General features: G+C 71.8%; 13 protein-coding genes. 2 read left to right on the forward strand and 11 right to left on the reverse strand.

The genetic code is table 11. From position 1 onward, the window contains the following. Positions 1 to 208: 208 nt before the first annotated feature. The 3 genes from NP777_RS13890 to NP777_RS13900 form a co-directional block, all read right to left on the reverse strand. Entirely contained in the window at positions 209 to 1,510 is a 1,302-nt protein-coding gene (locus NP777_RS13890; protein ID WP_256650459.1) for a M50 family metallopeptidase, read from the reverse strand. Then, entirely contained in the window at positions 1,507 to 2,769 is a 1,263-nt protein-coding gene (gene dxr / locus NP777_RS13895) for a 1-deoxy-D-xylulose-5-phosphate reductoisomerase (RefSeq protein ID WP_256650460.1), read from the reverse strand. The genes NP777_RS13890 and dxr overlap by 4 nt, the downstream gene beginning before the upstream one ends. 111 nt (positions 2,770 to 2,880) lie before the next feature. Then, complete coding sequence (locus NP777_RS13900; protein ID WP_256650461.1) at positions 2,881 to 4,815, reverse strand: acyl-CoA dehydrogenase family protein; 1,935 nt, start codon at positions 4,813 to 4,815, stop codon at positions 2,881 to 2,883. 303 nt (positions 4,816 to 5,118) lie between these two features. Here NP777_RS13900 and NP777_RS13905 point away from each other — a divergent pair, with 303 nt between their 5' ends. Then, the gene (locus tag NP777_RS13905) at positions 5,119 to 6,135 is read left to right on the forward strand and encodes a LacI family DNA-binding transcriptional regulator (protein WP_256650462.1); all 1,017 of its coding nucleotides are present in this window, start codon (positions 5,119 to 5,121) and stop codon (positions 6,133 to 6,135) included. A gap of 63 nt (positions 6,136 to 6,198) precedes the next feature. Here the strand turns inward: NP777_RS13905 and NP777_RS13910 are convergent, their stop codons facing one another. From NP777_RS13910 to NP777_RS13930, 5 genes are read right to left on the reverse strand one after another with little or no spacing between them, the layout of a single operon-like run. Beyond that, a complete protein-coding gene (locus NP777_RS13910; protein ID WP_256650463.1) occupies positions 6,199 to 6,900 on the reverse strand; it encodes a glycoside hydrolase family 12 protein in 702 nt (233 codons plus the stop codon). Between the two features lie 36 nt (positions 6,901 to 6,936). Continuing rightward, positions 6,937 to 8,940, reverse strand: a complete 2,004-nt coding sequence (locus tag NP777_RS13915; RefSeq protein ID WP_256650464.1) for a beta-galactosidase — start codon at positions 8,938 to 8,940, stop codon at positions 6,937 to 6,939. A gap of 44 nt (positions 8,941 to 8,984) precedes the next feature. After that, positions 8,985 to 9,941, reverse strand: coding sequence for a carbohydrate ABC transporter permease (locus tag NP777_RS13920; RefSeq protein WP_256650465.1), 957 nt, complete (start codon positions 9,939 to 9,941; stop codon positions 8,985 to 8,987). Continuing rightward, positions 9,938 to 10,954: an ABC transporter permease gene (locus NP777_RS13925; protein ID WP_256650466.1), complete on the reverse strand. Its 1,017-nt coding sequence runs from the start codon at positions 10,952 to 10,954 to the stop codon at positions 9,938 to 9,940. Before NP777_RS13925 ends, NP777_RS13920 begins: the two co-directional genes overlap by 4 nt. Further along, a complete protein-coding gene (locus NP777_RS13930; protein WP_256650467.1) occupies positions 10,954 to 12,636 on the reverse strand; it encodes an extracellular solute-binding protein in 1,683 nt (560 codons plus the stop codon). The genes NP777_RS13925 and NP777_RS13930 overlap by 1 nt, the downstream gene beginning before the upstream one ends. A gap of 258 nt (positions 12,637 to 12,894) precedes the next feature. Between NP777_RS13930 and NP777_RS13935 the strand changes: the two genes are divergently transcribed. Then, positions 12,895 to 16,008, forward strand: coding sequence for a glycoside hydrolase family 3 C-terminal domain-containing protein (locus tag NP777_RS13935; RefSeq protein ID WP_391858507.1), 3,114 nt, complete (start codon positions 12,895 to 12,897; stop codon positions 16,006 to 16,008). A gap of 91 nt (positions 16,009 to 16,099) precedes the next feature. On the opposite strand, the gene NP777_RS13940 is transcribed toward NP777_RS13935, so the two are convergent. The 3 genes from NP777_RS13940 to NP777_RS13950 form a co-directional block, all read right to left on the reverse strand. Continuing rightward, positions 16,100 to 17,560 carry an aldehyde dehydrogenase family protein gene (locus NP777_RS13940; RefSeq protein ID WP_256650468.1) on the reverse strand — a complete coding sequence of 487 codons (1,461 nt, stop codon included), beginning with the start codon at positions 17,558 to 17,560 and terminating at the stop codon, positions 16,100 to 16,102. Between the two features lie 450 nt (positions 17,561 to 18,010). Next, positions 18,011 to 19,786, reverse strand: a complete 1,776-nt coding sequence (locus tag NP777_RS13945) for a PucR family transcriptional regulator (RefSeq protein ID WP_256650469.1) — start codon at positions 19,784 to 19,786, stop codon at positions 18,011 to 18,013. A gap of 230 nt (positions 19,787 to 20,016) precedes the next feature. Continuing rightward, positions 20,017 to 22,176: an ATP-binding protein gene (locus tag NP777_RS13950; RefSeq protein WP_256650470.1), complete on the reverse strand. Its 2,160-nt coding sequence runs from the start codon at positions 22,174 to 22,176 to the stop codon at positions 20,017 to 20,019. Between the last annotated feature and the right edge of the window lie 20 nt (positions 22,177 to 22,196).

Genomic DNA, 22,196 nt, shown 5'->3' on the forward strand with positions numbered 1-22,196 from the left:
TCTTCCGGCTGACCCTGCGCTCGGCGAGCTTGGCCGGTACGGACGGCATTCCTAGCGAAATCGCAGTCATCTGGTTCGTAACCCCAAGGTGTGTGCGTGGCCGGAGATCAGCGGACTCCAATCTCCGAGATTACGGCACCGGCCATGGCCTCAGCACACCGCGCTCCTGAAGTCCACCCAAAGGTGAACTTCAGGACATCTCGCGTCATCAGGAGATTTTCACGGGGTTCACGACGTCCGCCACCAGGACGAGCAGCGTGAAGCAGATGAAGACTCCGGCGATCACATAGGCGACCGGCATCATCTTCGCCACGTCGAACGGCCCGGGGTCGGGCCGCCGGACCAGCCGGGCGGTGTGGCGCCGGATGGCCTCCCACACCGCGCCCGCGATGTGGCCGCCGTCCAGCGGCAGCAGCGGCAGCATGTTGAACAGGAACAGCGAGAGGTTGAACCCCGCGACCAGGAAGAGCATGGTCGCGATCCGCTGGGAGGGCGGGATGTCGAGGTTGGCGACCTCGCCGCCGACCCGGGCCGCGCCCACGACGCCCATCGGGGAGTCCGCCTTGCGCTCGCCGTCGCCGAAGGCCGCGTTCCACAGGTCCGGGATCTTGGAGGGCAGGGCGATCATCGAGTCGATGCCGTCCTCGACCATGTTGCCCATGCGGTCCACGGACTGCCCGAAGGACTGCTGGACCACGCCGTTGGCCGGGGTGAAGCCGAGGAAGCCGGCGGTGACGAACTCGCCCTCGACATAGCCGCCGTTCCCGTCCGACTTGGCGACCTGGTTCTCTATGAGGTTGGCGTGCAGGGTCTTGCGGACGCCGTCCCGCTCGACGGTGATGGTGGCGGGTCCTGTGGTCTCGCGGATGTCCTGCTGGAGGGTGCCCCAGTCCGGGGTGCGGTGCCCGTTGAACGCGACGATCTTGTCCCGGGGCTGCAGACCGGCGGCCTTGGCCGGGGAGTCCTTGGCACCCTTGGGGCACTTGTCGGTGGAGGACGAGGCCGCGACCACGCACTGGGAGACCGTGCCCACATTGGTGGTCTGGGTGTTGACGCCGAAGCTCATCATCACCCCGAGGAAGATGGCCACCGCGAGGATCAGGTTCATGAAGGGTCCGGCGAACATGACGATCACGCGCTTCCACGGCTTGCGCGTGTAGAACAGGCGCTTGTCGTCGCCGGGCTGGAGCTCCTCGAAGGCGGCCGACCGGGCGTCCTCGATCATGCCGCGCCACGGTGAGGTGGAGCGGGCGGTGATCTTTCCGTCGTCGCCCGGCGGGAACATCCCGATCATGCGGATGTAGCCGCCGAGCGGGACCGCCTTGATGCCGTACTCGGTCTCGCCCTTCTTCCGGGAGAAGATCGTCGGCCCGAAGCCGACCATGTACTGGGGCACCCGGATGCCGAAGAGCTTGGCCGTGGAGAGGTGGCCCAGCTCATGCCAGGCGATGGAGATCAGCAGGCCGACGGCGAACACCACTATGCCGAGGACCGTCATCAGTGTCGTCATGCGCGAGCCTCCGGGGTCGCCTTCGCCGCTCTGGCGGCCAGTTCCGTTGCGCGGGCGCGGGCCCATGTCTCGGCCTCGAGGACGTCCGCGACCGTGAGCCGGGTTCCCTTGGCGGGGGTGCCGTGTTCGGCCACCACCTCGGCGACCGTATCGACGATTCCGTTGAACGGCAGCTTTCCGTCGAGGAAGGCGTCCACGCACTCCTCGTTCGCCGCGTTGAAGACGGCCGGGGCGGTGCCGCCGAGGTCGCCGACGTGGCGGGCGAGGCCGACCGAGGGGAACGCCTCGGTGTCCAGGGGGAAGAACTCCCAGGTGTGGGCCTTGGTCCAGTCGCAGCCGGGCGCGGCGTCCGGCACCCGCTCGGGCCAGCCGAGGCCGAGCGCGATGGGCATCCGCATATCGGGCGGGCTCGCCTGGGCGAGCGTCGAGCCATCGGTGAATTCAACCATCGAGTGGATATACGACTGAGGGTGGACCACCACCTCAATCCGCTCGAAGGGAATGTCGTAGAGCAGATGCGCCTCGATGACCTCGAGGCCCTTGTTGACGAGGGTCGCGGAGTTGATCGTGACCACCGGGCCCATGTCCCAGGTGGGGTGGGCCAGCGCCTGCTCCGGGGTGACCGAGGCCAGCTCCCGCTTGGTCCGGCCGCGGAACGGACCGCCGGAGGCGGTGACGACCAGCTTGCGGACCTCCTCGCGGGCGCCACCGAGCAGCGCCTGGAAGAGCGCGGAGTGCTCGGAGTCGACGGGGACGATCTGCCCGGGCTTGGCCACGGCCTTGACCAGGGGGCCCCCGACGATGAGCGATTCCTTGTTGGCCAGCGCCAGCACCCGGCCCGCCTCCAGGGCGGCCAGGGTGGGCGCCAGGCCGATGGAGCCGGTGATGCCGTTGAGCACGGTGTGGCACTGGGAGCGGGCGAGCTCGGTGGCCGCGTCGGGCCCCGCCAGGATCTCGGGGAGCGGCTCGCCGGCGCCGTAGTGCGCGCTCAGCGCCTGGCGCACCTCGGCCACCGCCTCGGGCCGGGCGACCGCGACCCTGTCCACCCGCAGCCGGTGGGCCTGCTCGGCGAGGAGCCCGGCCCGTCCCCCGGCGGCGGACAGGCCGGTCACGCGGAAGCGGTCGGGATTGCGCAGCACCACGTCGATGGCCTGGGTGCCGATCGAACCGGTGGAGCCCAGGATCACGATGTCGCGCACGCTCGCCGCGGCGGTGGCCGCCGGAACGCGCAGATGCGGGTCAGCCAGGGAATCCGTCATCCCCCCATTGTGGGGGCAAGGGGTGACGGCTCGGTGACACGCCCCGGGATCCGGTGATCGCGGACCCCGGGGGCCTGTCGGCACGTGCTCCGGCGGCCTTCCGGCGGCTCCTCAGTGGATGGGGCGGTGGACGTTCTGCTTGGCGGTCGGGCCGGGGGTGGCGTCGGCGATCCAGGGACCGTCGCCGCTGGGGTCGATGACGCCGTGCTCGAGCCACTCGTACGCTCCGGAGAGCACCCCGGAGACCACCTTGCGGTCGAGGTCGTCGGTGTTGCTCCACAGCCGCCCGAAGAGCTCCTCGGCGCGGATCCTGGCCTGCCGGCAGAACGCGTCCGCCAACTGGTAGGCCGCGACCCCGTGGTCGCCGCGGGAGCGCAGCATCTCGGCCCGTACGCAGGCCGCGCTCATCGCGAACAGCTCCGCCCCGATGTCGACGATCCGGCTGAGGAAGCCCTGTTTGGTCTCCATCCGGCCCTGCCAGCGGGACATGGCGTAGAACGTGGAGCGGGCCAGCTTGCGCGCCGAGCGCTCCACATAGCGCAGATGCGGGGACAGGTCCGGGTGGCCGTCCGGGTTGAACTCCGGGTAGGCGCGGGGCAGTTGGCCGGGTCCGGTGAGCAGGCCGGGCAGCCAGCGGGCGTAGAAGCCACCGGCCTTGGCGGCCGCCTTGCCCTTGTCCTGGAGGGACTTGTCGGGGTCGATGAGATCGCCCGCCACCGACAGATGGGCGTCCACCGCCTCGCGGGCGATGAGGAGGTGCATGATCTCGGTCGAGCCCTCGAAGATCCGGTTGATCCGCAGATCGCGCAGCATCTGCTCGGCGGGGACGGCCCGCTCCCCGCGGGCGGCCAGCGAGGCCGCGGTCTCATAGCCCCGGCCGCCGCGGATCTGGACCAGTTCGTCGGCCATCAGCCAGGCCATCTCGCTGCCGTAGAGCTTGGCGAGCGCCGCCTCGATGCGGATGTCGTTGCGGTCCTCGTCGGCCATCTGGGAGGCGAGGTCGATGACGGCCTCCAGGGCGAAGGTGGTCGCCGCGATGAAGGAGATCTTGGCGCCGACGGCCTCGTGCTCGGCGATGGGCTTGCCCCACTGCTCACGGGCGGCCGACCATTCGCGGGCGATCTTCAGACACCACTTCCCGGCGCCCGCGCACATCGCGGGCAGCGACAGCCGTCCGGTGTTGAGCGTGGTCAGCGCGATCTTGAGACCGGCGCCCTCGGGGCCGATCCGGTTGGCGGCCGGGACCCGGACCCGGTGGAGGCGGGTGACGCCGTTCTCCAGGCCGCGCAGCCCCATGAAGGCGTTGCGGTTCTCGACGGTGACGCCCTCGGAGGCGGTCTCGACGACGAAGGCGGTGATGCCGCCCTTGTGGCCCTCGGAGCGCGGCACCCTGGCCATCACCACCAGCAGGTCGGCGACCACGCCGTTGGTGGTCCACAGCTTGACGCCGTCGAGCAGGTAGTCGTCGCCGTCGGGCACGGCGGTGGTGGCGAGGCGGGCCGGGTCGGAGCCCACGTCCGGCTCGGTGAGCAGGAAGGCCGAGACGTCGGTGCGGGCGCAGCGCGGCAGGAAGAGGTCCTTCTGCTCCTGGGTGCCGAAGAGCTTCAGCGGCTGCGGTACGCCGATCGACTGGTGGGCGGAGAGCAGGGCGCCGATCGCCGGGCTGACGGAGCCGGCCAGGGCGAGGGCCTTGTTGTAGTAGACCTGGGTGAGGCCGAGGCCCCCGTACTTGGTGTCGATCTTCATGCCGAGCGCGCCGAGCTCCTTGAGCCCCTTGATGGTCTCGTCGGGGATCTGCGCCTCGCGCTCGATACGTGCGGCGTCGACCCGCGTCTCGCAGAACTCCTGGAGCTTGGCGAGGAAGCTCTCGCCGCGGCGGACGTCGTCCGGGGCGGGGGCGGGGTGGGGATGGATCAGATCGAGTCGGAAGCGGCCGAGGAAGAGCTCCTTGGCGAAGCTGGGCTTGTGCCATACCTGTTCGCGTGCGGCCTCGGCGACCTGGCGCGCTTCACGCTCGGACACCGGCCTGACGGAGGATGCGGTCATCGGTGCTCCCTTTGCCGCGACGATCTCGTGACATTACCGGCACGTACCGCTGCCAGTGTGCCTCCGGTCCGACGGGACGGCAAAGCGGGAGGACGCCGGGATCTGGAGGTTCGGGAGGGTTTGCCGGGGCGGTCGGCCCGGCAGGGGTGGCGCGGGGCAGGGCCCTGGCGTTGAAGCGCTTCGACACCCTCTGGACAGCACTTGCGCTGCGGGTTTAGGGTCAATCCGCATGGCGCCGCATAAAGATGTCCGGCCATGCGTCGAAGCGCTTCACTCACAATCCCATCGGATGGAGTCCCCCGCATGGTCACCCTCGCCGAGGTCGCCCGCCACGCCGGAGTCTCCGCCAGCACGGTGAGCTATGTCCTCAGCGGCAAGCGGTCGATCTCCGCTCCCACGCGCGAGCGCGTCGAGCACAGCATCAAGGAGCTCGGCTACCACCCCAACGCCGGAGCCCGCGCCCTGGCCAGCAGCCGCTCCAACATCCTCGCGCTCATGGTGCCACTGCGGACGGACATGTACGTGCCGGTGATGATGGAGATCGCCATCGCGGTCGCCACCACCGCCCGCTCCCACGGCTATGACGTCCTGCTGCTCACCGGCGAGGAGGGCCCGGCGGCGGTGCGCCGGGTGACCGGCAGCGGGCTCGCCGACGCCATGATCGTGATGGATGTGGAGCTGGAGGACGAGCGGCTGCCGCTGCTGCACGCGGCCCGCCAGCCCACCGTACTGATCGGGCTGCCCGCCGACACCGTCGGCCTGACCTGCGTCGATCTGGACTTCACCGCCACCGGCGCGCTGTGCGCCGAGCATCTGGCGGACCTCGGCCACCGGGAGATCGCCGTCGTGGGCGAGGCCCCGGCCGTCTATGAGCGCCACACCGGTTTCGCCGAGCGGACCCTGGAGGGGCTGCGCCGCCGCGCCGCCGACCTGGGGGTGCGGCTGCTGCACCGGCCGTGCGAGGGCAGCTACGAGTCCATGGACGGCACCCTCTCCCGGATCTTCGACGAGCGGCCCGGCACCACCGGCTTCGTGGTGCAGAACGAGGCGGCCATCGAACCGCTGCTCAGCCTGTTGCGCCGGCAGGGCCGCGCGGTGCCCGAGGACGTCTCAGTGGTCGCCATATGCCCCGAGCAGGTGGCCACCCAGGCGTCGGTGCGGCTCACCTCGGTGGCCATCCCCGCGCAGGAGATGGGGCGGCGGGCCGTGGAGCTGGCGGTGGCGAAGCTGGCGGGCGGCGCCCCGGAGGAGCAGGTGACCCTGCTCGCCCCGGAGCTGGCCGTGCGGGCGAGCTCGGGCCCGGCGCCCGGCACGCCCTGACGCGATCTCGCCGGCCGGTGGCGTACCGCCGCCGCATGGCCGGCCGGCGGCGGTACGCGGGGGTCAGCTCGCGCTCACCCCGAAGCTGTTGGTGCGGAAGTCCAGACCGCCGGCCGAGGAGGTGATCTCATAGCCGAACTGGACGTCGCCGATGGTCACATCGCCGAACCAGCCCTTGGTGTTCTTGATCCAGTTCACGATGGACTTGATGTCCACGGAGCCGGAGCTGGAGTTGGAGCCGCGGATGAAGGAGAAGACCTGGTTGGAGCCGTTGCTGCCCTTGTAGACGGTCCAGGTGTGACCGCCGAGGGTGACGGTGCCCTGGGAGGTGCCGAGGGGGCCGACCGGGCCGGTCTTGTTGACCCAGAGCATGATCTCGTACGCGTAGTTGCTGTCCCAGATGTCGTACGAGGTGTTGTAGGCGCCCGAGGACGGGACCGTCACGCTGTAGTTGCTGGTGAGGCTGTTGATGGCGCTGATCTTCTTGCCGACGACCTTCTTGGCGTTGGGGTAGGACTTGATGCCGCCGGTGTTCGGGTGATTGGCCCACACTCCCCAGTCGCTGTAGGAGTTGGCCCAGATGGTCTGCGATCCGGCGCCGGAGCCCCAGATGTTGTTGTAGAGGGTGTAGCCCCCGTTGGACCAGGTGCCCCACTGGTCCGAGGAGGACCAGGTGGCGGCCTGGGCGGGGGCGGCGGCGAAGCCGATCAGCGCGAGTAACGCGATCAGCGGGGTGAGGAAGAGCGTTCGAGCGGCTCGTTGCACGGGACCTTCCCTTTCGGACGAGGGATGCGGGGAGCTTCAGCCGAGGGATTCGGGCGGAGCCAGGACCATGACCGCGAAGCGGTCCAGCCGGACGCCGGTGTGGTGTGCGCGCCCGGTGAGCAGATCCGTCCGCGCGGACGGGAGGGGGACGACCGCCGGGGTGCGGCCGTGGTTGAGCAGAAAGAGATACGGGCCGCGCCGCACGGCCTCGACGCCCTCGGGGAGGCCGGGCAGCACGGGCGCCAGCCCCGCCTCCTCGGCGGCACGGCCGAGCAGGGCGCGCAGGGCGGCGGGTTCGGGGAGGGTGGAGACGTACCAGGCAGTGCCGGTGCCGTAGGCGTTACGGGTGACGGCGGGGCGGCCGTCGAGCTCACCGCCCTTGATCCGGGCGACCGGTTCGGCGGTGGACGGCTCCAGGTCCTCGGACCAGAGGGTGCCGTGGAACGCGCCCAGCCAGGCGCCCTCGGCGGTGAGCGCCTCGCCCTCGTCCAGCGGCCACCACTCGTGGACCGTACGGATGCCGAGGAGCGCACGGAGGCGGCGGTCCACCCCGCCGGGGCGCACCCGGTCGTCCTCGTCGGCGACCCCGGTGAAGAAGCCGCAGACAAGGGTGCCGCCGCCGCGTACGTACGCCGCGAGGTTGTCCAGCGCCTCGTCGGTCAGCAGATACAGCTGGGGGACGGCGACGAGGGCGTAGTCGGTGAGGTCGGCGTGCGGATGGGCGAAGTCGGTGGTGAGGTTCCGCTCCCACAGGGCCTGGTGCCAGGCGCGCAGCAGCCGTTCGCAGGAGACCAGCGAGGAGGGGCGGCCGTCCTGGGCGGTGGCCCACCAGGAGTGCCAGTCGTGCAGGATCGCGGCCCGCGCGGGGACGTCCGTGCCCGCGACCGGGGCCAGTTCGCGCAGCTCGGCGCCGAGTTCGCGCACCCGCGCGAAGGTGCGGCTGTGCTCACCGGCGTGCGGGACCATCCCGGAGTGGAACTTCTCGCTGCCCTGCCGGGACTGCCGCCACTGGAAGAAGCAGACCGCGTCGGCGCCGCGCGCCACGGCCTGGAGGGACCACAGCCGCATCAGCCCGTCCGGCTTGGGGTGGTTGACGCCGCGCCAGTTGACCGGGCCCGCGGCCTGCTCCATGAGGACCCAGGGGCCGCCCGCCTGGGAGCGGGTCAGGTCCTGGACCAGCGCCCCGTAGGCGGCCGCGTGCGGGTCCTTGGGGTCGGGGTAGAGGTCGACGGAGACCACGTCCTCCTCCGCCGCCCAGGCCCAGCCGTCCTGGCCGATGAACAGGGGCATGAAGTTGGTGGTCACGGGGGTGTGCGGGGTGCGGGCGGCCAGCGCGTCGCGTTCGGCGGTGAAGCACTCCAGCAGGGCGTCGCTGGTGAACCGGCGGAAGTCCAGCGCCTGACCGGGGTTGATCAGGTACTGGGCGCGGCGCGGCGGGATGATCTCCTCCCAGGAGTCGTAGCGCTGGCTCCAGAAGGCCGTCCCCCACGCCTCGTTGAGGGCGTCCAAGCCGCCGTACCGGGTGCGCAGCCAGCGGCGGAAGTGCCGGGCGGTCTCGTCGCACCAGCAGTGGGTGCCGTACTCGTTGCCGACGTGCCACATCCGCAGGGCGGGATGGCCGCCGTAGCGGTCCGCCAGGTCCTCGGTGATGCGCAGGGCGTGCTCGCGGTAGACGGGCGACGAGGCGCAGAACTGGTTCCGTGAGCCGTACCAGACGACCGTGCCGCTCTCGTCGCGCGGCAGGGTCTCGGGGTGGCGGGAGCCCATCCAGGGCGGCGGGGAGGCGGTCGGGGTGGCCAGGCACACCTCGATCCCGCCCTCGTGGAGCAGGTCCAGGATCCGGTCCAGCCAGCCGAAGTCCCGGGCGCCGGGGCGGGGTTCGAGCCGGGCCCAGGAGAAGACGCCGACGGTGACGGTGGTGACGCCCGCCCGGCGCATCAGCCGGATGTCGTCGTGCCACACCCTCTCCGGCCACTGCTCGGGGTTGTAGTCGCCGCCGTAGAGGACGCGGCCGCGGGTGGCGTCGTTCAGGTCGGGCATACCGGCTCCCGTCTCGGGTCGGCTGGGTACGGGGGCGACCGGCGTCAGCCCTTGACGGCGCCGGTGAGCATGCCCTTGGTGAAGTGCTTCTGGACGAAGGGGTAGAGCACCGCGACGGGGATCAGCGCGAGCACCATGACAGCCATCTGCACGGCCAGCCCTGGGATCTGCTGGGTGGAGATCATCTGGGACATGCCCTGGGGCGCCTGCTGCTTGATCACCAGCTGGCGCAGGATCATCTGGAGCGGCCATTTGTCCTGGTCGTTGAGGTAGAGCATGGCGTTGAACCACTGGCTCCAGTAGCCGACCGCGTAGAAGAGCGAGACCACCGCGATCACGGCCTTCGACAGCGGCAGCACGATGCGGAACAGGATCCGCCAGTCCCCCGCGCCGTCGATCCGGGCGCTGTCGATCAGCTCGGGCGCGATGTTCTGGAAGAACGCCCGCAGCACCAGGACGTTGAAGACCGAGACGGCCCCGGGCAGGATCATCGACCAGTAGCTGCCCTCCAGGCCGACGCCGGTGACCAGCAGATACGTGGGGATGAGACCGGCGTTGAAGAACATGGTGACCAGCAGCACCAGCAGGATCGGCCGGTGCAGGAAGGACCCCGGGCGGGACAGGCCGTAGGCGCACAGGACCGAGACCACGGTACTGATCACGGTGCCCACGGCGGTGAGCGCGAGGCTGACGAGCGTCGCCCGGGTCACCGTGCCGCCGCTCAGCAGCTCGGTGTAGGCGCGGAAGGTGATCGTCTTGGGGACGATCACCAGTCCCCCGGCGTCGGTGATGGTCCGCTGGTCGGAGAGGCTGGTGACGATCACCACCCACAGCGGGCCGAGGATCGCCAGACACACCCCGGTCAGGGTGGCCCCCTTGAGCCCCTGGCCGACCCTGCCGGGCTCCTCCTCCCACACCGGGCGCCTTTCGTCGCGGCGCCGCCGCGGGGGCGGGGCAGCGGGTCCGGTCGGGGTCGCCGTAGTCCGCTCGGTCACGGTCATTTCCGGTAAACCCCCTGCTCGCCGAGCATATGGGCGACTTTGTTGGCGATCAGCACCAGCACCAGGCTGAAGGCGCCCTTGATCAGACCGCCGGCGGCGGCGATCCCGTAGTCGGTGTTGGCGATGCCGACCCACCACACATAGGTGTCGAAGACCTCCGAGGCGCCGGGCCCGACCGCGTCGCGCTGGAGCAGGATCTGCTCGAAGCCGACGGTCAGCGAGTCGCCGACGCGCAGCACCAGCAGCAGGGCGACCACGGGGCGCAGCGCGGGCAGCGTGACGTGCCACATCCGGCGCCGGCGGTTCGCGCCGTCCACCGCCGCGGCCTCGTACAGGTCCTGGTTGACGGCGGAGAGCGCGGCCAGGAAGACGATCACGCCCCAGCCCGCGTCCTTCCACACCAGCTGGGCGGTGATCAGGAACTTGAAGACGCCCGGGTCGGTCATCAGGTCGAAGCCCTCGTGCCCGTGGGCGCGCAGCTGCTGGGCGAGCAGTCCGGCACCTCCGAGCATCTGCTGGAAGATCGTGATCACCAGCACCCAGGAGAAGAAGTGCGGCAGGTACAGGATCGACTGCACCAGGCCGCGGACCTTGTCGCTGAGCACGCTGTTGAGCAGCAGCGCCAGCGCGATGGGCACCGGGAAGAACAGCACCAGCTGGATGAAGGTGATGGAGAGGGTGTTGGCGAAGGCGTCCCAGAAGCGGCTGTCCTCGAAGAGGAGGGTGAAGTTGTCCAGGCCCACCCAGGGGCTGGACCACAGCCCCTGGGTGAACGGGTCGTAATCCAGATAGGCGACCGTGGTCCAGAGCAGCGGGACGTAAGTGAAGAGCAGGAGGAGACCGACGGCGGGGGCGACCATCAGCAGGAGGGTGCGGTCGCGGCGGAGCCGGTGCCACCGTCCGGTGCGGGCGGTCGGGGTGCCGGGGCCCGGCGGAGTGCCGGGAGCCGGCGGGGCATCGCGCCCCGGCGTGGCGCCACGGTCCGCCAGGGCGCCCCGGGCCGGCTCGGCCATCAGGCGCCGCTGCCGTTCTCGTCGAGGAGCCCCGCGTACCAGTCGCGGAGCCGGTCGCCGCCACCGCTGCGCCAGTCGCCGATGGCCCGCTGGGCGTCCTTGATCGACTTACGGCCGCGGGTGACGTCCTTGGCGAGGTCCTCGAACGGCGTGTAGAGCGAGGCGTACCGATTGGGCTCCTGGATCTGCATTCCGTAGAAGAGCGGTTTTCTGGCGAACTTGCCCATCCGCCGCATCCAGCCGCAGTAGTCCTCGACCATCCGCGGGAAGTCCGGATAGGCGACGCTCGCCTGCGGGGAGGCGATGAAGCGATAGGTGTCCTGGACGTCCCGGACTCCCGTGGCGTTCTTGACCGGTACGCCCTTCTTCATCTCGTGGTGCACGCCTTCGACGCCGTAGTCGATGAGGCGCTGCTCCTTGGTGCCGAAGGGCGCGGCGATGAAGTTCGCGAGGGCGAGGATTTCCTCGATCTGAACCTTGGCGAGGTTCTTGTTGAGGAACGACCAGATCTGGGCGGGCGGGTCGAGATAGATGACCGGGGCGCCGCCGTCGGGGCCGAACCAGTCCATTCCCTGAATCTTGAAGTCCGGGTTGACACCGGCCTGTTCGAAGGTGGCGCCGTACCACTTGGCTTCGCCGTCGTTGTAGAGGAGGGTCTGCCCGGAGGTGAAACGGGTCAGCGCGTCATTGGCCTTGCCCGCGACCGCGTCGGGGTGGACATGGCCCCCGGCGAAGAGCTTGCGGCACCATTCCAGGGCCTCGAGGTAGTTCTCGGTCTCGACCTTGTGGACCAGTTTGCCGTTCTTCTCGATCCAGTAGTACGGCTTCTCCCCCGGGCAGCCGAAGAACCGCTGCGCCGACCACCACATGTCGTCGCAGGCCCACACCTTGCTCTTGGGCCGGGTGATCTCCTTGGCCAGGGCGAGGAATTCCGCCGGGCTCTTGGGGACGTGATAGCCCTCCTTGGTGAAGATGTCCTCGCGGTAGTACGGAATGACGCTGCCGAGCGGACGGGAGGGCATCGGCAGCCCGCGGAGCTTGCCGCCGAAGACGGACATCTGCCAGGCGGCGGTGGGAATGGCCGCGAGGTTCGGATATTTCTTGACCTTGTCACCGGAGAGATACGGGCCCAGATCGGCGAATTTGGCGCTGACCGCGCCATGGATCCGCCCGCCCATCTCCCAGAGCGGGATCATCACGATATCGGCGATGTCGCCGGAGGCGAGGACGGCGCCGAGCTTCTCGCCATAGGTGTTGCCGTCCTGCGGCTGGAACTTGACCGTGGCGCCGAGCGCGTCGTCGACCGCCTTGTAATAGGCGTTGTTCTTGGGCGGCGGGGTGCCCCAGAGCGGTTCGAACATCGTGTAGCTGCCGCCGTGGCCGGGCTTGCCCTTCACGGAGGCGACCAGTTCGGCGGCGGGTGGGGCCTTGGTGTAACCGGGGCTGGAGCCGTTGACGCTGGGGATGTCCGGGTCGGCCACCTTCGAGGCCGCATAGGCCGGTAGCAGGTTCTTCAGTTCCTTGCCGGAGGTGGTGCCGCCCTTTCCGGAGCCCTCCTCGGTGGAGCAGCCGGTGAGCAGCGGAACCCCTCCCGCGACGGCCGCCGCGGCAACCGCCGTGGAGGCCAGGAAGGTTCTCCGGCTGGGAGGGGAAGTGGAGGCCGAAGCCTGGGAGTTCGGCATTGCGTCAACCCTTCGTGGCGTGCCCGCCGTACGACCGATGGTCGAGTTGGCCGAGAATGATCGAAGATTGGTCGAAGCGCTTCGATATCGCGCTGAGATTAAGGCGGTGGGTGGCGTCGCGCAAGAGTGGTGGCGCAAGGTGCCGATGGGTTGCGCTTCCTTGGAGCCTTGACAGAGTGGGCACGGTGCGCCCAGCATCGAAGCGCTTCGAATCGACGTCGATTCGACATCGGGAGCCGAGGAAGAGGGGCCGTATCCGTGAGCGATGACGGTGATCTGATCACGCATCCGCCCTTTCACGATCCGCCCTTTCACGATCTTCCCTTTCGCGATCTGCCCTTTCGGGATCCACGGCTGCCGGTGCGTACGCGCGTCGAGGATCTGCTGGCCCGGCTCACGCTCGATGAGCGGATCGCGATGCTCCACCAGTACGCGCCCGGAGTGGAGCGGCTCGGCCTCGCGCCCTTCCGTACCGGGCAGGAGGCGCTGCACGGCGTCGCCTGGATGGGCCCGGCCACCGTCTTCCCCCAGGCCGTCGGGCTCGGCGCGACCTGGAACCCGGAGCTGGTGCGGCGCGTCGGCGAGGCGGTCGGCCGCGAGGCACAGGCGATGCGCGCACGCGATCCGCGGGTGGGCCTCAATGTGTGGTCGCCGACGGTGAACCTGCTGCGCGATCCGCGCTGGGGCCGCAACGAGGAGGGGTACGCCGAGGATCCGTACCTCACCTCGGCCCTGGCCACGGCCTACACCCGCGGGCTGCGCGGCGACCACCCGGATCGTTGGCGCACCGCACCCGTCCTCAAGCACTGGCTGGCGCACAACAACGAGAGCGACCGGGACACCACCTCCTCCTCGGTGCGGCCGCGGGTCCTGCACGAGTACGATCTGGCGGCCTTCCGCGGGGCGGTGCGGGCGGGCGCGGTGGCCGGGGTGATGCCCGCGTACAACCTGGTCAACGGGCGGCCCAACCATGTCTCGCCCTATCTGCGCGAGCACTTGCGCACCTGGACCGACCAGGAGCTGGTGGTCTGCTCCGACGCGGGCGCGCCGTCCAATCTGGTCGACTCCGAGCACTACTTCGACACCCATGAGGAGGCCGTAGCGGCGGCCCTGCGGGCGGGGGTGGACAGCTTCACCGACCACGACCAGGACGCGTCGAAGACGATCGCGCGGGTGCGGGGCGCGCTGGCGCGCGGGCTGATCGACGCCTCCACGGTGGACACGGCGGTACGGCGGCTGCTGGGGATGCGGTGTGCGCTGGGCGAGTTCGACGAGCCCGGTTGGCAGCCAGCGGAATGTGACGGCGCCTTCGACACCCCCGCCCATCGGGCGCTCGCCCTGGAGGCCGCCGAACAGGCCGTCGTCCTCCTCACCAACGACGGTCTGCTGCCGCTCTCCGAGCGCGCCGTCCGCACCCTCGCGGTCGTCGGTCCGCTCGCCGACGAGTGCAAGCTGGACTGGTACAGCGGCAGCCTGATCCGCCGCAGCTCGCCGCGCGAGGCGCTGGCCGAGCGGCTCGGCGCGGACCGGGTGGTGTTCGCGGACGGCCTGGACACCGTGTGGCTGCGCACCGCGGCCGGTTGGGTGCGGGTGCCGGACGCGGCGGCGGAGGACGAGGGTCCGGCGGGGGCACCGGGCTCGCTCAACCCGGCGCATACGGCGGGCCGTACCGACCTGCCGCCGCTGACCGTCGGCGACACCCCCACCGATCTGTCCCTGGCCGACTGGGGCGGCGGTGTGTTCACCCTCCGGGCGCCCTCCGGCCGCTACCTGACCGTGGCCAAGGACGGCTTCGTCCGCGCGGCGGCCGAGCAGCCCGGGGGCTGGGTGGTCCAGGAGACGTTCACGCTCGAAGCGCACCCCGACGGACACCTCCTCCGGCACCAGGGGACGGGTGGTTACGTCTGTGTCGCCGCGGGCGCGCTGAAGGTTGCCGAACGTGACGGCGGCGAGCGGGGGACCGGGACCGTCTTCCGGCTGGAGGTCGTCGAGCGCGGCGAGGACGCGGTGGCCCGCGCCGCCGCGCGGGCGGACGCCGTGGTCGTCGTGGCGGGCAACGACCCGCATATCGGCGGCCGGGAGACCGAGGACCGCACCACCCTCGCCCTGCCCATCCAGCAGGAGCGGCTGTGGCGCGCGGCCCACGCCGCCAATCCGCGGACCGCGCTGGTGCTGACCTCGAGCTATCCGTACGCGGTCGCGGAGGCGGCCGATGCGCTGCCCGCACTGCTGTGGACGGCGCACGGCGGCCAGGCGGCGGGCACGGCGCTGGCCCGGGTGCTGTTCGGGGACGTCTCACCGGCGGGACGGCTGCCGCAGACCTGGTACGCCTCCGACCACGAGCTGCCCGATCCGCTCGACTACGACATCATCGCCTCGCGCGCCACCTATCTGTACTTCGACGGCGCCCCGCTCTTCCCCTTCGGGCACGGCCTGTCGTACACCGCCTTCACCTACGGCGAGCTGTCGGTGCGGCGGGAGGCGGGGCTGATCGTGGAGTGCGAGGTCGCCAACTCCGGCCCGTGCGACGGCGACGAGGTCGTACAGATCTACGCGAGCGCGCCGGGGTCGCGGGTCCCGCTGCCGCACCGCCGGCTCATCGCCCACCGCAGGGTGCGGCTGCGCCGGGGCGAGAGGGTGCGGCTGTTCTTCACCGTGCCGGTCGAGGACGCGCTGGGCTTCTGGGACGTGGCGCACGGCCGCTGGACCGTCGACCCGGGGACGTACGAGATCCACGCGGGCGCGTCCAGCGCGGACCCGCGCGCCACCGCCACCGTGACCGTCGAGGGCCCGCCGCCCGCGCCGCGCCCGGTGCTGCGGCGCGGTCTGGAGGCCGCGGACTACGACGCGGCGGACGGGATCGTGCTGGTGGACCGCGCCAAGGCCCACGGGGACGCGGTGGCCTGCCGTGACGACGCGGTCGGCCGACTGCTCTTCCGCGCCTGCGACTTCGGCGCGGGGGCGATGTCGATGACGGTCGAGGCGGCGTACGAGGCCGCTGCGGCGGGGGACGACACGAGGGGTGCGGACGGCGGCGCGAGGGTTGTGGGCGACGGCGCGACGGTTACGGACGGCGACGCGAGGGGTGCGGGCGACGGCGCGACGGCTACGGACGGCGACGCGAGGGGTTCGGGGGACGGCGCGAGGGTTGCGGGCGACGGCGCGAGGGGTGCGGGGGACGGCGCGACGGTCGAGGTGCATCTCGCCGACGGCACCACCCTGGCCGCCGTCGCCGTCCCGCCCACCGGCGGCCGCTACGTCTACACCACGGTCCGCACCGCCCTGCCCACGCCGCCGACCGGCGTCCAGAACCTGCACATCACGCTGCGCGGCGGCGGCCTGAGACTGGCCCGTCTCGGCTTCTCCGGTTGAGGGTCCGGAGTGGCCGGGACGGGTCAACCCCCTGCCTTCCCCATACGCCGGGCCCCGCCGCGAAGCGGAGCGGGGCCCGGCGGTGGGTGGATCAGAGGTCGAGGCCGGTGAGGACCATGACCCGCTCGTAGGTGTAGTCCTCCATCGCGTACCGCACGCCCTCGCGGCCGACGCCGGACCTCTTGGCACCGCCGTACGGCATCTGGTCGGCGCGGTACGAGGGCACATCGCCGATGATCACGCCGCCGACCTCCAGCGCGCGGTGGGCGCGGAAGGCGGTCCGCACCTCGCGGGTGAAGACGCCCGCCTGCAGGCCGTACTTGGAGTCGTTGACGGCCGCGAACGCCTCGTCCTCGTCCGCCACCTTGTGCAGGGTGAGCACCGGTCCGAAGATCTCCTCGCAGGAGAGGGTGACATCGGCGGGGACGTCCGCGAGCACGGTCGGGGCGTAGCTCGACCCCTCGCGCTTGCCGCCGGTGAGCAGCTTCGCACCGGCCCGGACGGCCTCGTCGACCCAGGACTCGACGCGCTTGGCGGCGTCCTCGCTGATCAGCGGGCCGACGTCGGTGGCGTCCTCGGTCGGGTCGCCGGTGGCCTGCGCCTCGACGGCCGCGACGATCTTCGGCACCAGCTCCTCGTAGACGGAAGCGTCCGCGATCACCCGCTGCACGGAGATGCAGGACTGTCCGCCCTGGTAGTTGGAGAAGGTGCCGATGCGGGTGGCCGCCCAGTCGAGGTCGGCGTCGGCGGCGTAGTCCGACAGGACGACCGCGGCGCCGTTGCCGCCGAGTTCCAGGGTGCAGTGCTTGAGCGGCACCGATTCCTTGATCGCGTAGCCGACCTTCTCCGAACCGGTGAAGGAGATGACCGGCAGCCGCTCGTCCTGGACCAGCGCGGGCATCCGGTCGTTGGGCACCGTAAGGACGCTCCAGGAGCCCGCGGGGAGCTCGGTCTCGGCCAGCAGCTCGCCGAGGATCAGCGCGGACAGCGGGGTCGCCGGCGCCGGCTTGAGGATGATCGGCGTGCCGACGGCGATCGCGGGGGCGACCTTGTGCGCGCTGAGGTTCAGCGGGAAGTTGAACGGCGCGATGCCGAGGACGGTGCCGCGCGGGAAGCGGCGGGTCAGCGCGAGCCGCCCGGTGCCACCGGCGTCGGTGTCCAGCCGCTGGGCGTCCCCGCTGTTGAACCGGCGGGCCTCCTCGGCCGCGAACCGGAAGACGGATACGGCGCGGCCCACCTCGCCGCGCGCCCACTTGATCGGCTTGCCGTTCTCGTCCGAGATCAGCCGGGCGATCTCCTCGGCGCGCTCGGCGAGCCGGCGCGACACATGGTCCAGCGCGGCGGCCCGGACGTGCGCGGGGGTCGCGGCGAACTCCTCACGCACCGCGTCGGCCGCGGCGACGGCCTCCTCGATCTGCGCATCGGTGGGAACGCTCACCACGCCGACGCGGCGGCCGTCCCAGGGCGAGGTGACCTCGAGCGTGCTCTCGCCCGTCGCCTTACGGCCGGCGAGCCAGAACGCGTGGGTGACAGCTTCGTGTGTGTCTGGCACAGCGGATCCCGACCCTTCTGAAGTGGTGTCTCTCCTCCCACCGTAGGCGCGCCCGGCCTGCTCGGCGTTTGTCCGAGGCGTAGCACTCGGACGCGCGGGCGCTCCGCAATGGCGTGCCGGATTGAGGGGCGGGGTGGTTGGGGTGGTGGCCGGGAGGGGTGGCCGGAGGGGTGGCCGGGGCGGGGCGGCCAGGGAACGCCGGACGCGGCGAGGCGACCCGGGAAGCGGCGGCCGGAAGCGATAGCTGCGGCGATGAGGCGATCGGGAGGCGGCGCCACGACGAGACGGCCGGGAAGCAGCGGCCGCGGAGCAGCAGCCGGGAAGCAGCGGCCGCGGAGCGGCGGCCGGGAGCGGCGATCGCCACCGGCAGCCACGACGTGGCGGCCGGGCAGACGGCCACCACGGGGCGGCCGGGAGGAACCGGCGGCTCCGGGGGCGGAGGTGGGTGCTTCAGGCCGAGGTGCCGGGGGCCGTGGCCTTGAGGGCCAGCCATAGCTCCATGCGGGCGTCCGGGTCGTCCAGGGAGCGGCCCAGGATCTCCTCGACACGGCGCATCCGATAGCGCAGGGTGTGCCGGTGGACGCCGAGGTCGGCGGCGGCCGCGTCCCACTGGCCGTGCCGGGAGAGCCAGGCGCGCAGCGAGGCGACCAGGTCGCCCCGGCCGGTGGCGTCGTGCTCGTGCAGGGCGCGCAGCATGCCGTCGGCGAACGCCCTGACGGCGTCGTCGGCGAGCAGGGGCAGTACGGAACCCGCCGCGACCTGCTCGTGCTCGACCAGCATCCGGCCGCGGCGGCGCGCCACGGACAGCGCCTGCTCCGCCTGGCGGTAGGCGGCCCCGGCGGCGATGGGGCCCGCGGGGGCGGACAGCCCGATGACGAGCTCGTCGCCGCGGGGCGCGGCGACCGCGGCGCGGTCGCGGGGGCGGGCCTTCGTACCCCGGCGGGCCTCGACGGCCTGGGCGTGCTCGGCGCAGGCCGCGACCGCCGCACCGCCGTCGGGGGCCAGCACGATGAGCCGTTCGCCGTCGGGCACGACCAGCACCGACTCACCGATGCGGGCCGCGGCCGCCTCCATGGTGTCGATGAGGATGCCGAGGGGGTCGGCCGCCTCGGCCTCACCCGTGGCCGCTCCCGCTCCCGCTCCCGTGCCCGTGCCCGTGATTTCCGTGGAGGCCTCCGCGGGGGCCTCGTCCGCGGCGGCGGGCGCCACGGTCGCCTGCTGGGCCGCGGCGCCGGACGGCACCTCAGCGACCAGCATCCGGAACGGCGCGTCGAGCAGCCCGCCGTACAGCCGCCCGGCGACCGCCCGCGCGTGGTCGGGCTCGCCCGCGAGCAGCATCCGCAGCACGGCGGCGCCGAGACGCTGCTCGGCCTCCTGGAGGGCGCGGGAACGCTCGGTGGTCAGGGTGAGCAGCGCGACCGCGGAGTGCACCGCGTAGCGCTCGGCGGTGCCCAGCGGCGCGCCCGTGCCGACCGCGAGCACCCCACGCGTACGGCGCCCCGTGCCCAGCGACTGGAGCTCCACCCGGTCGGCGACGGCCGTGTCCTCGGCCGGTTCCGCGCCCGTGGCCCCGGCCGGCCCGCAGCCCCCGCCGACCACGATGCTCGCGGGGCCGGGGCGGGAGCGCAGCCGCTCGACGTCGGCGGTGAGCCGGGCGGCGCGGCGGGCGGCCCAGTCGGGGGCGGCGGCGACCACGGCGCCGGAGACGTCGTAGAGCGCGGCCCAGCCGTCGACGTGGGCGGCGAGCCGGGCCAGCAGCGCGGCGGGCCCCTCGGCGCCGATGGCGGCGCGGGTCAGCTCGCGCTGTGCCTCGAACCCGGCCGTCACGGCCCGGTACTGGTCGGCGGCTATCGCCGCGGAGACGGCCTTGCTGATCGCGATGAAGGGGGTGCGGCGGGGGACGCCGAGCAGCGGCAGCCCCTCCTCCTTGGCCGCCGTGGCGAGCGCGGGCGGCACCTCGGCGTAGTTGACGCCGAGTGCGAAGCCGAGCCCGACCACGCCCGCGCCCACCAGCCGCCGCACATAGCGGCCCATCTCCTCCGGGTCGTCGGCCTCGATCTGCATCGCGGTGATCAGGAGCAGTTCGCCGCCCTCCATATAGGGCACGGGGTCGGCCAGCTCGCTGACATGCGCCCAGCGCACGGGCGTCTCCAGCCGCTCCTCGCCCGCGAGGACGGACAGCTTGAGACCGGGGTGGCGGACGAGTGAGGCGAGCGTGGGAGGCATGGCACCTTCGAAGCGAATGCGACGACTTGCGATGACTTCACCGCCCCGTATGAACGGCTACTGCCGATTCTGCCTCAATGGAGGAAAACGCGGAATTGACGGTCTGATTTCGCCATGGGTCTGGCCGTGACGCTGCGGTTCCGGTTGCCCCGGCCACCCTGAACGGGGCAACCGGGGCATATGCGTCAATGACAGCAATAGGGACTGACCGGAACGGCGGCCGCGGCCGATCAACCGCGCAGATCCACCAGCACCGGCGGCCCGCCCTCGCCCCTTACGGAGGTCACCGACAGCACCGCATGCCCGGGGGGCACCGCATGGGCCAGCTCCGAGGCGGACCAGCGCTCACGCTCCACGGTCCGTACGGTCACCGACTGCGTGGTCACCGCCTTGCCGGTGGCGACCTTACGGATGAAGTGCAGCACCTTGGTGAGCGGTTCCTCGGCGATGATCTGCCGGTCGGTGACGTCCCGGGTCTCGACCCACTCCGTCCCCCACACTTCGGCGAACCGCGCCCCGTCCCAGGTCGTCACCCCGGCACAGGCCATCCGGCAGCCGACCGCGCCGAGCAGCGCGCTGCGCAGCGATTCGGGCACGTCGTCGAGGGTGCGGAGGGTGAGCACGGCGCCCGCGTGGGCGGAGCGAAGCCGCTGGATACCGCGCAGCGCCTCGGGGGTGACGGTGTGCGAGGCGTCGTCGAGGACGAGGCAGGCGAACAGCGAACGGTCCGCGCGGCCCACGGCGCACTCGGTGAACTGCGCCAGGACCAGCCGCGCGAGCATCCGCGACGCCTCCGCGTGGCCGCGCTCGGGCAGGTCGATACGGACCCGGAGGGGGTGTTCGAGTGCGCGGAGGGAGAACGGGCGGCGGTCGCCCGTGGTGTCGAAGAAATCGGCGAACGCGGGCCGGTCCAGCAGCGCGATCCGGTCCGCGAGCAACGCGCCCACGTCCCCGGGCGCACCCGACTGCCGCACCCGCGCCTCCAGCTCACGGGCCTGCGCCCGCTCCCCGGCCTCGTCCAGCGCCTCGCGCAGCGCGTTGACGGCCGTCTTGGAACCGTCCAGCAGCTCCCGCAGATCCGGGACGGACGGGAAGCGGCCGTGGGCGGCGCGGTAGGGGCCCAGCAGCTGGGCCAGCGCGGTGGCGGCGCGCCGGCTGTCCCCGCCGGGCAGCGAGGCCGCCATGTCGCCGATCAGGGCCTCGGCGAGGATGCCCGCGGCCTCGTCGGGGTCGGTGGTGCCGCCGTAGAGGTCGAGGTCGTAACCGGAGTCGGGCCTGCCGATCTTCACGACGACGTCGAACGCCTCATCCGCCCCGAGCCCGGCCCCCGCCGCCCCGACCGCCACGACGGCGACCTGCCCGGCGAGCGCCTGCAGACACAGCGACTCCACGACGGGCCGCACCACCCGCCCCGTCTTCCCCGAACCGGGCGGCCCGACGGCCAGCAGCGAGGTGCCGAGCACCTCGGGATCGAGCGCGAGCCCGACGCCGCGGTGCTGGTAAGGGTTGCGGGAATCCTCGACGGCGGTGCCGAGGCGGACCTGATGGGCGAGGAGATCATGCCGCGCCGTCCGCACGGGCAGATCCCGCGCCCCGGACGGATGGCCGTACGAGGCCGCGCCGTGGCGCAGCACGGTGTCGGTGAACGAGGCGAGCGAGTTCCGCCCCGCCCGCACGGACTGCCAGGCGCGCTCGATCCGGGCGTGGTCGACGTCGCTCATCGCCCCCGCCCGCGCGTCCGCCGCCAACCGATCAGCCGCACTGTGCGCCCCCGCAGCCCGCAAATGCGGCCACTCCGCCGGATCCCCCTCCGGCCGCCCCGCGGCTGCCACCTCGGGCGCGGGCTCATCCCAGGCCCGCCGGAAGAGGGGCGCGACGTACCGGCGCCAGACCTCGGGCCAGTGGCCGACGCGACCGAAGATCACGGCGATGGCACAAAGAAAGATGCCGTAGTAGGTGTACGTCGCCACGACATAGGCGAAGTCTCCGTCCTGGGACCAGGAGTCCGGAGTAAGCAGGTCCAGCGGCCAGAGCCAATAGCCACCCAGGTACCCGTTCCAGAGCAGTGACCAGACCAGCCACCCGCACAAGGCCGAGATCAGAGCCCCGCTGAGCAGCCGCCGCCCTGGAATCCGATCCGGCTCCTCCGGCGCCTTCGGCTTGTGCTCGTACGTCCACACCCCCGGCGCCGCCTCGGACCGCGGAGCGCGCAGCCAGGCCACGAAGGACGGGCGGGCCGCGGCGGCGGGGACCGGAGGCGCACCGGGGGCCGCCGGGGGCGCGGTCGGCGGCATCGGCGGCGGGGCGGCGGGAAAGGAAGGCGGGGATTGCGGGGGTGGGGGCGGGTTGTGGCGTGTGCTGGGTGAGTCGAACGTGCCCTCGGTGTCCATGTGCTGCCCCTTGCCCCCTG

It is taken from the genome of Streptomyces rugosispiralis, from assembly GCF_024505145.1.
Taxonomy (GTDB): domain Bacteria; phylum Actinomycetota; class Actinomycetes; order Streptomycetales; family Streptomycetaceae; genus Streptomyces; species Streptomyces rugosispiralis.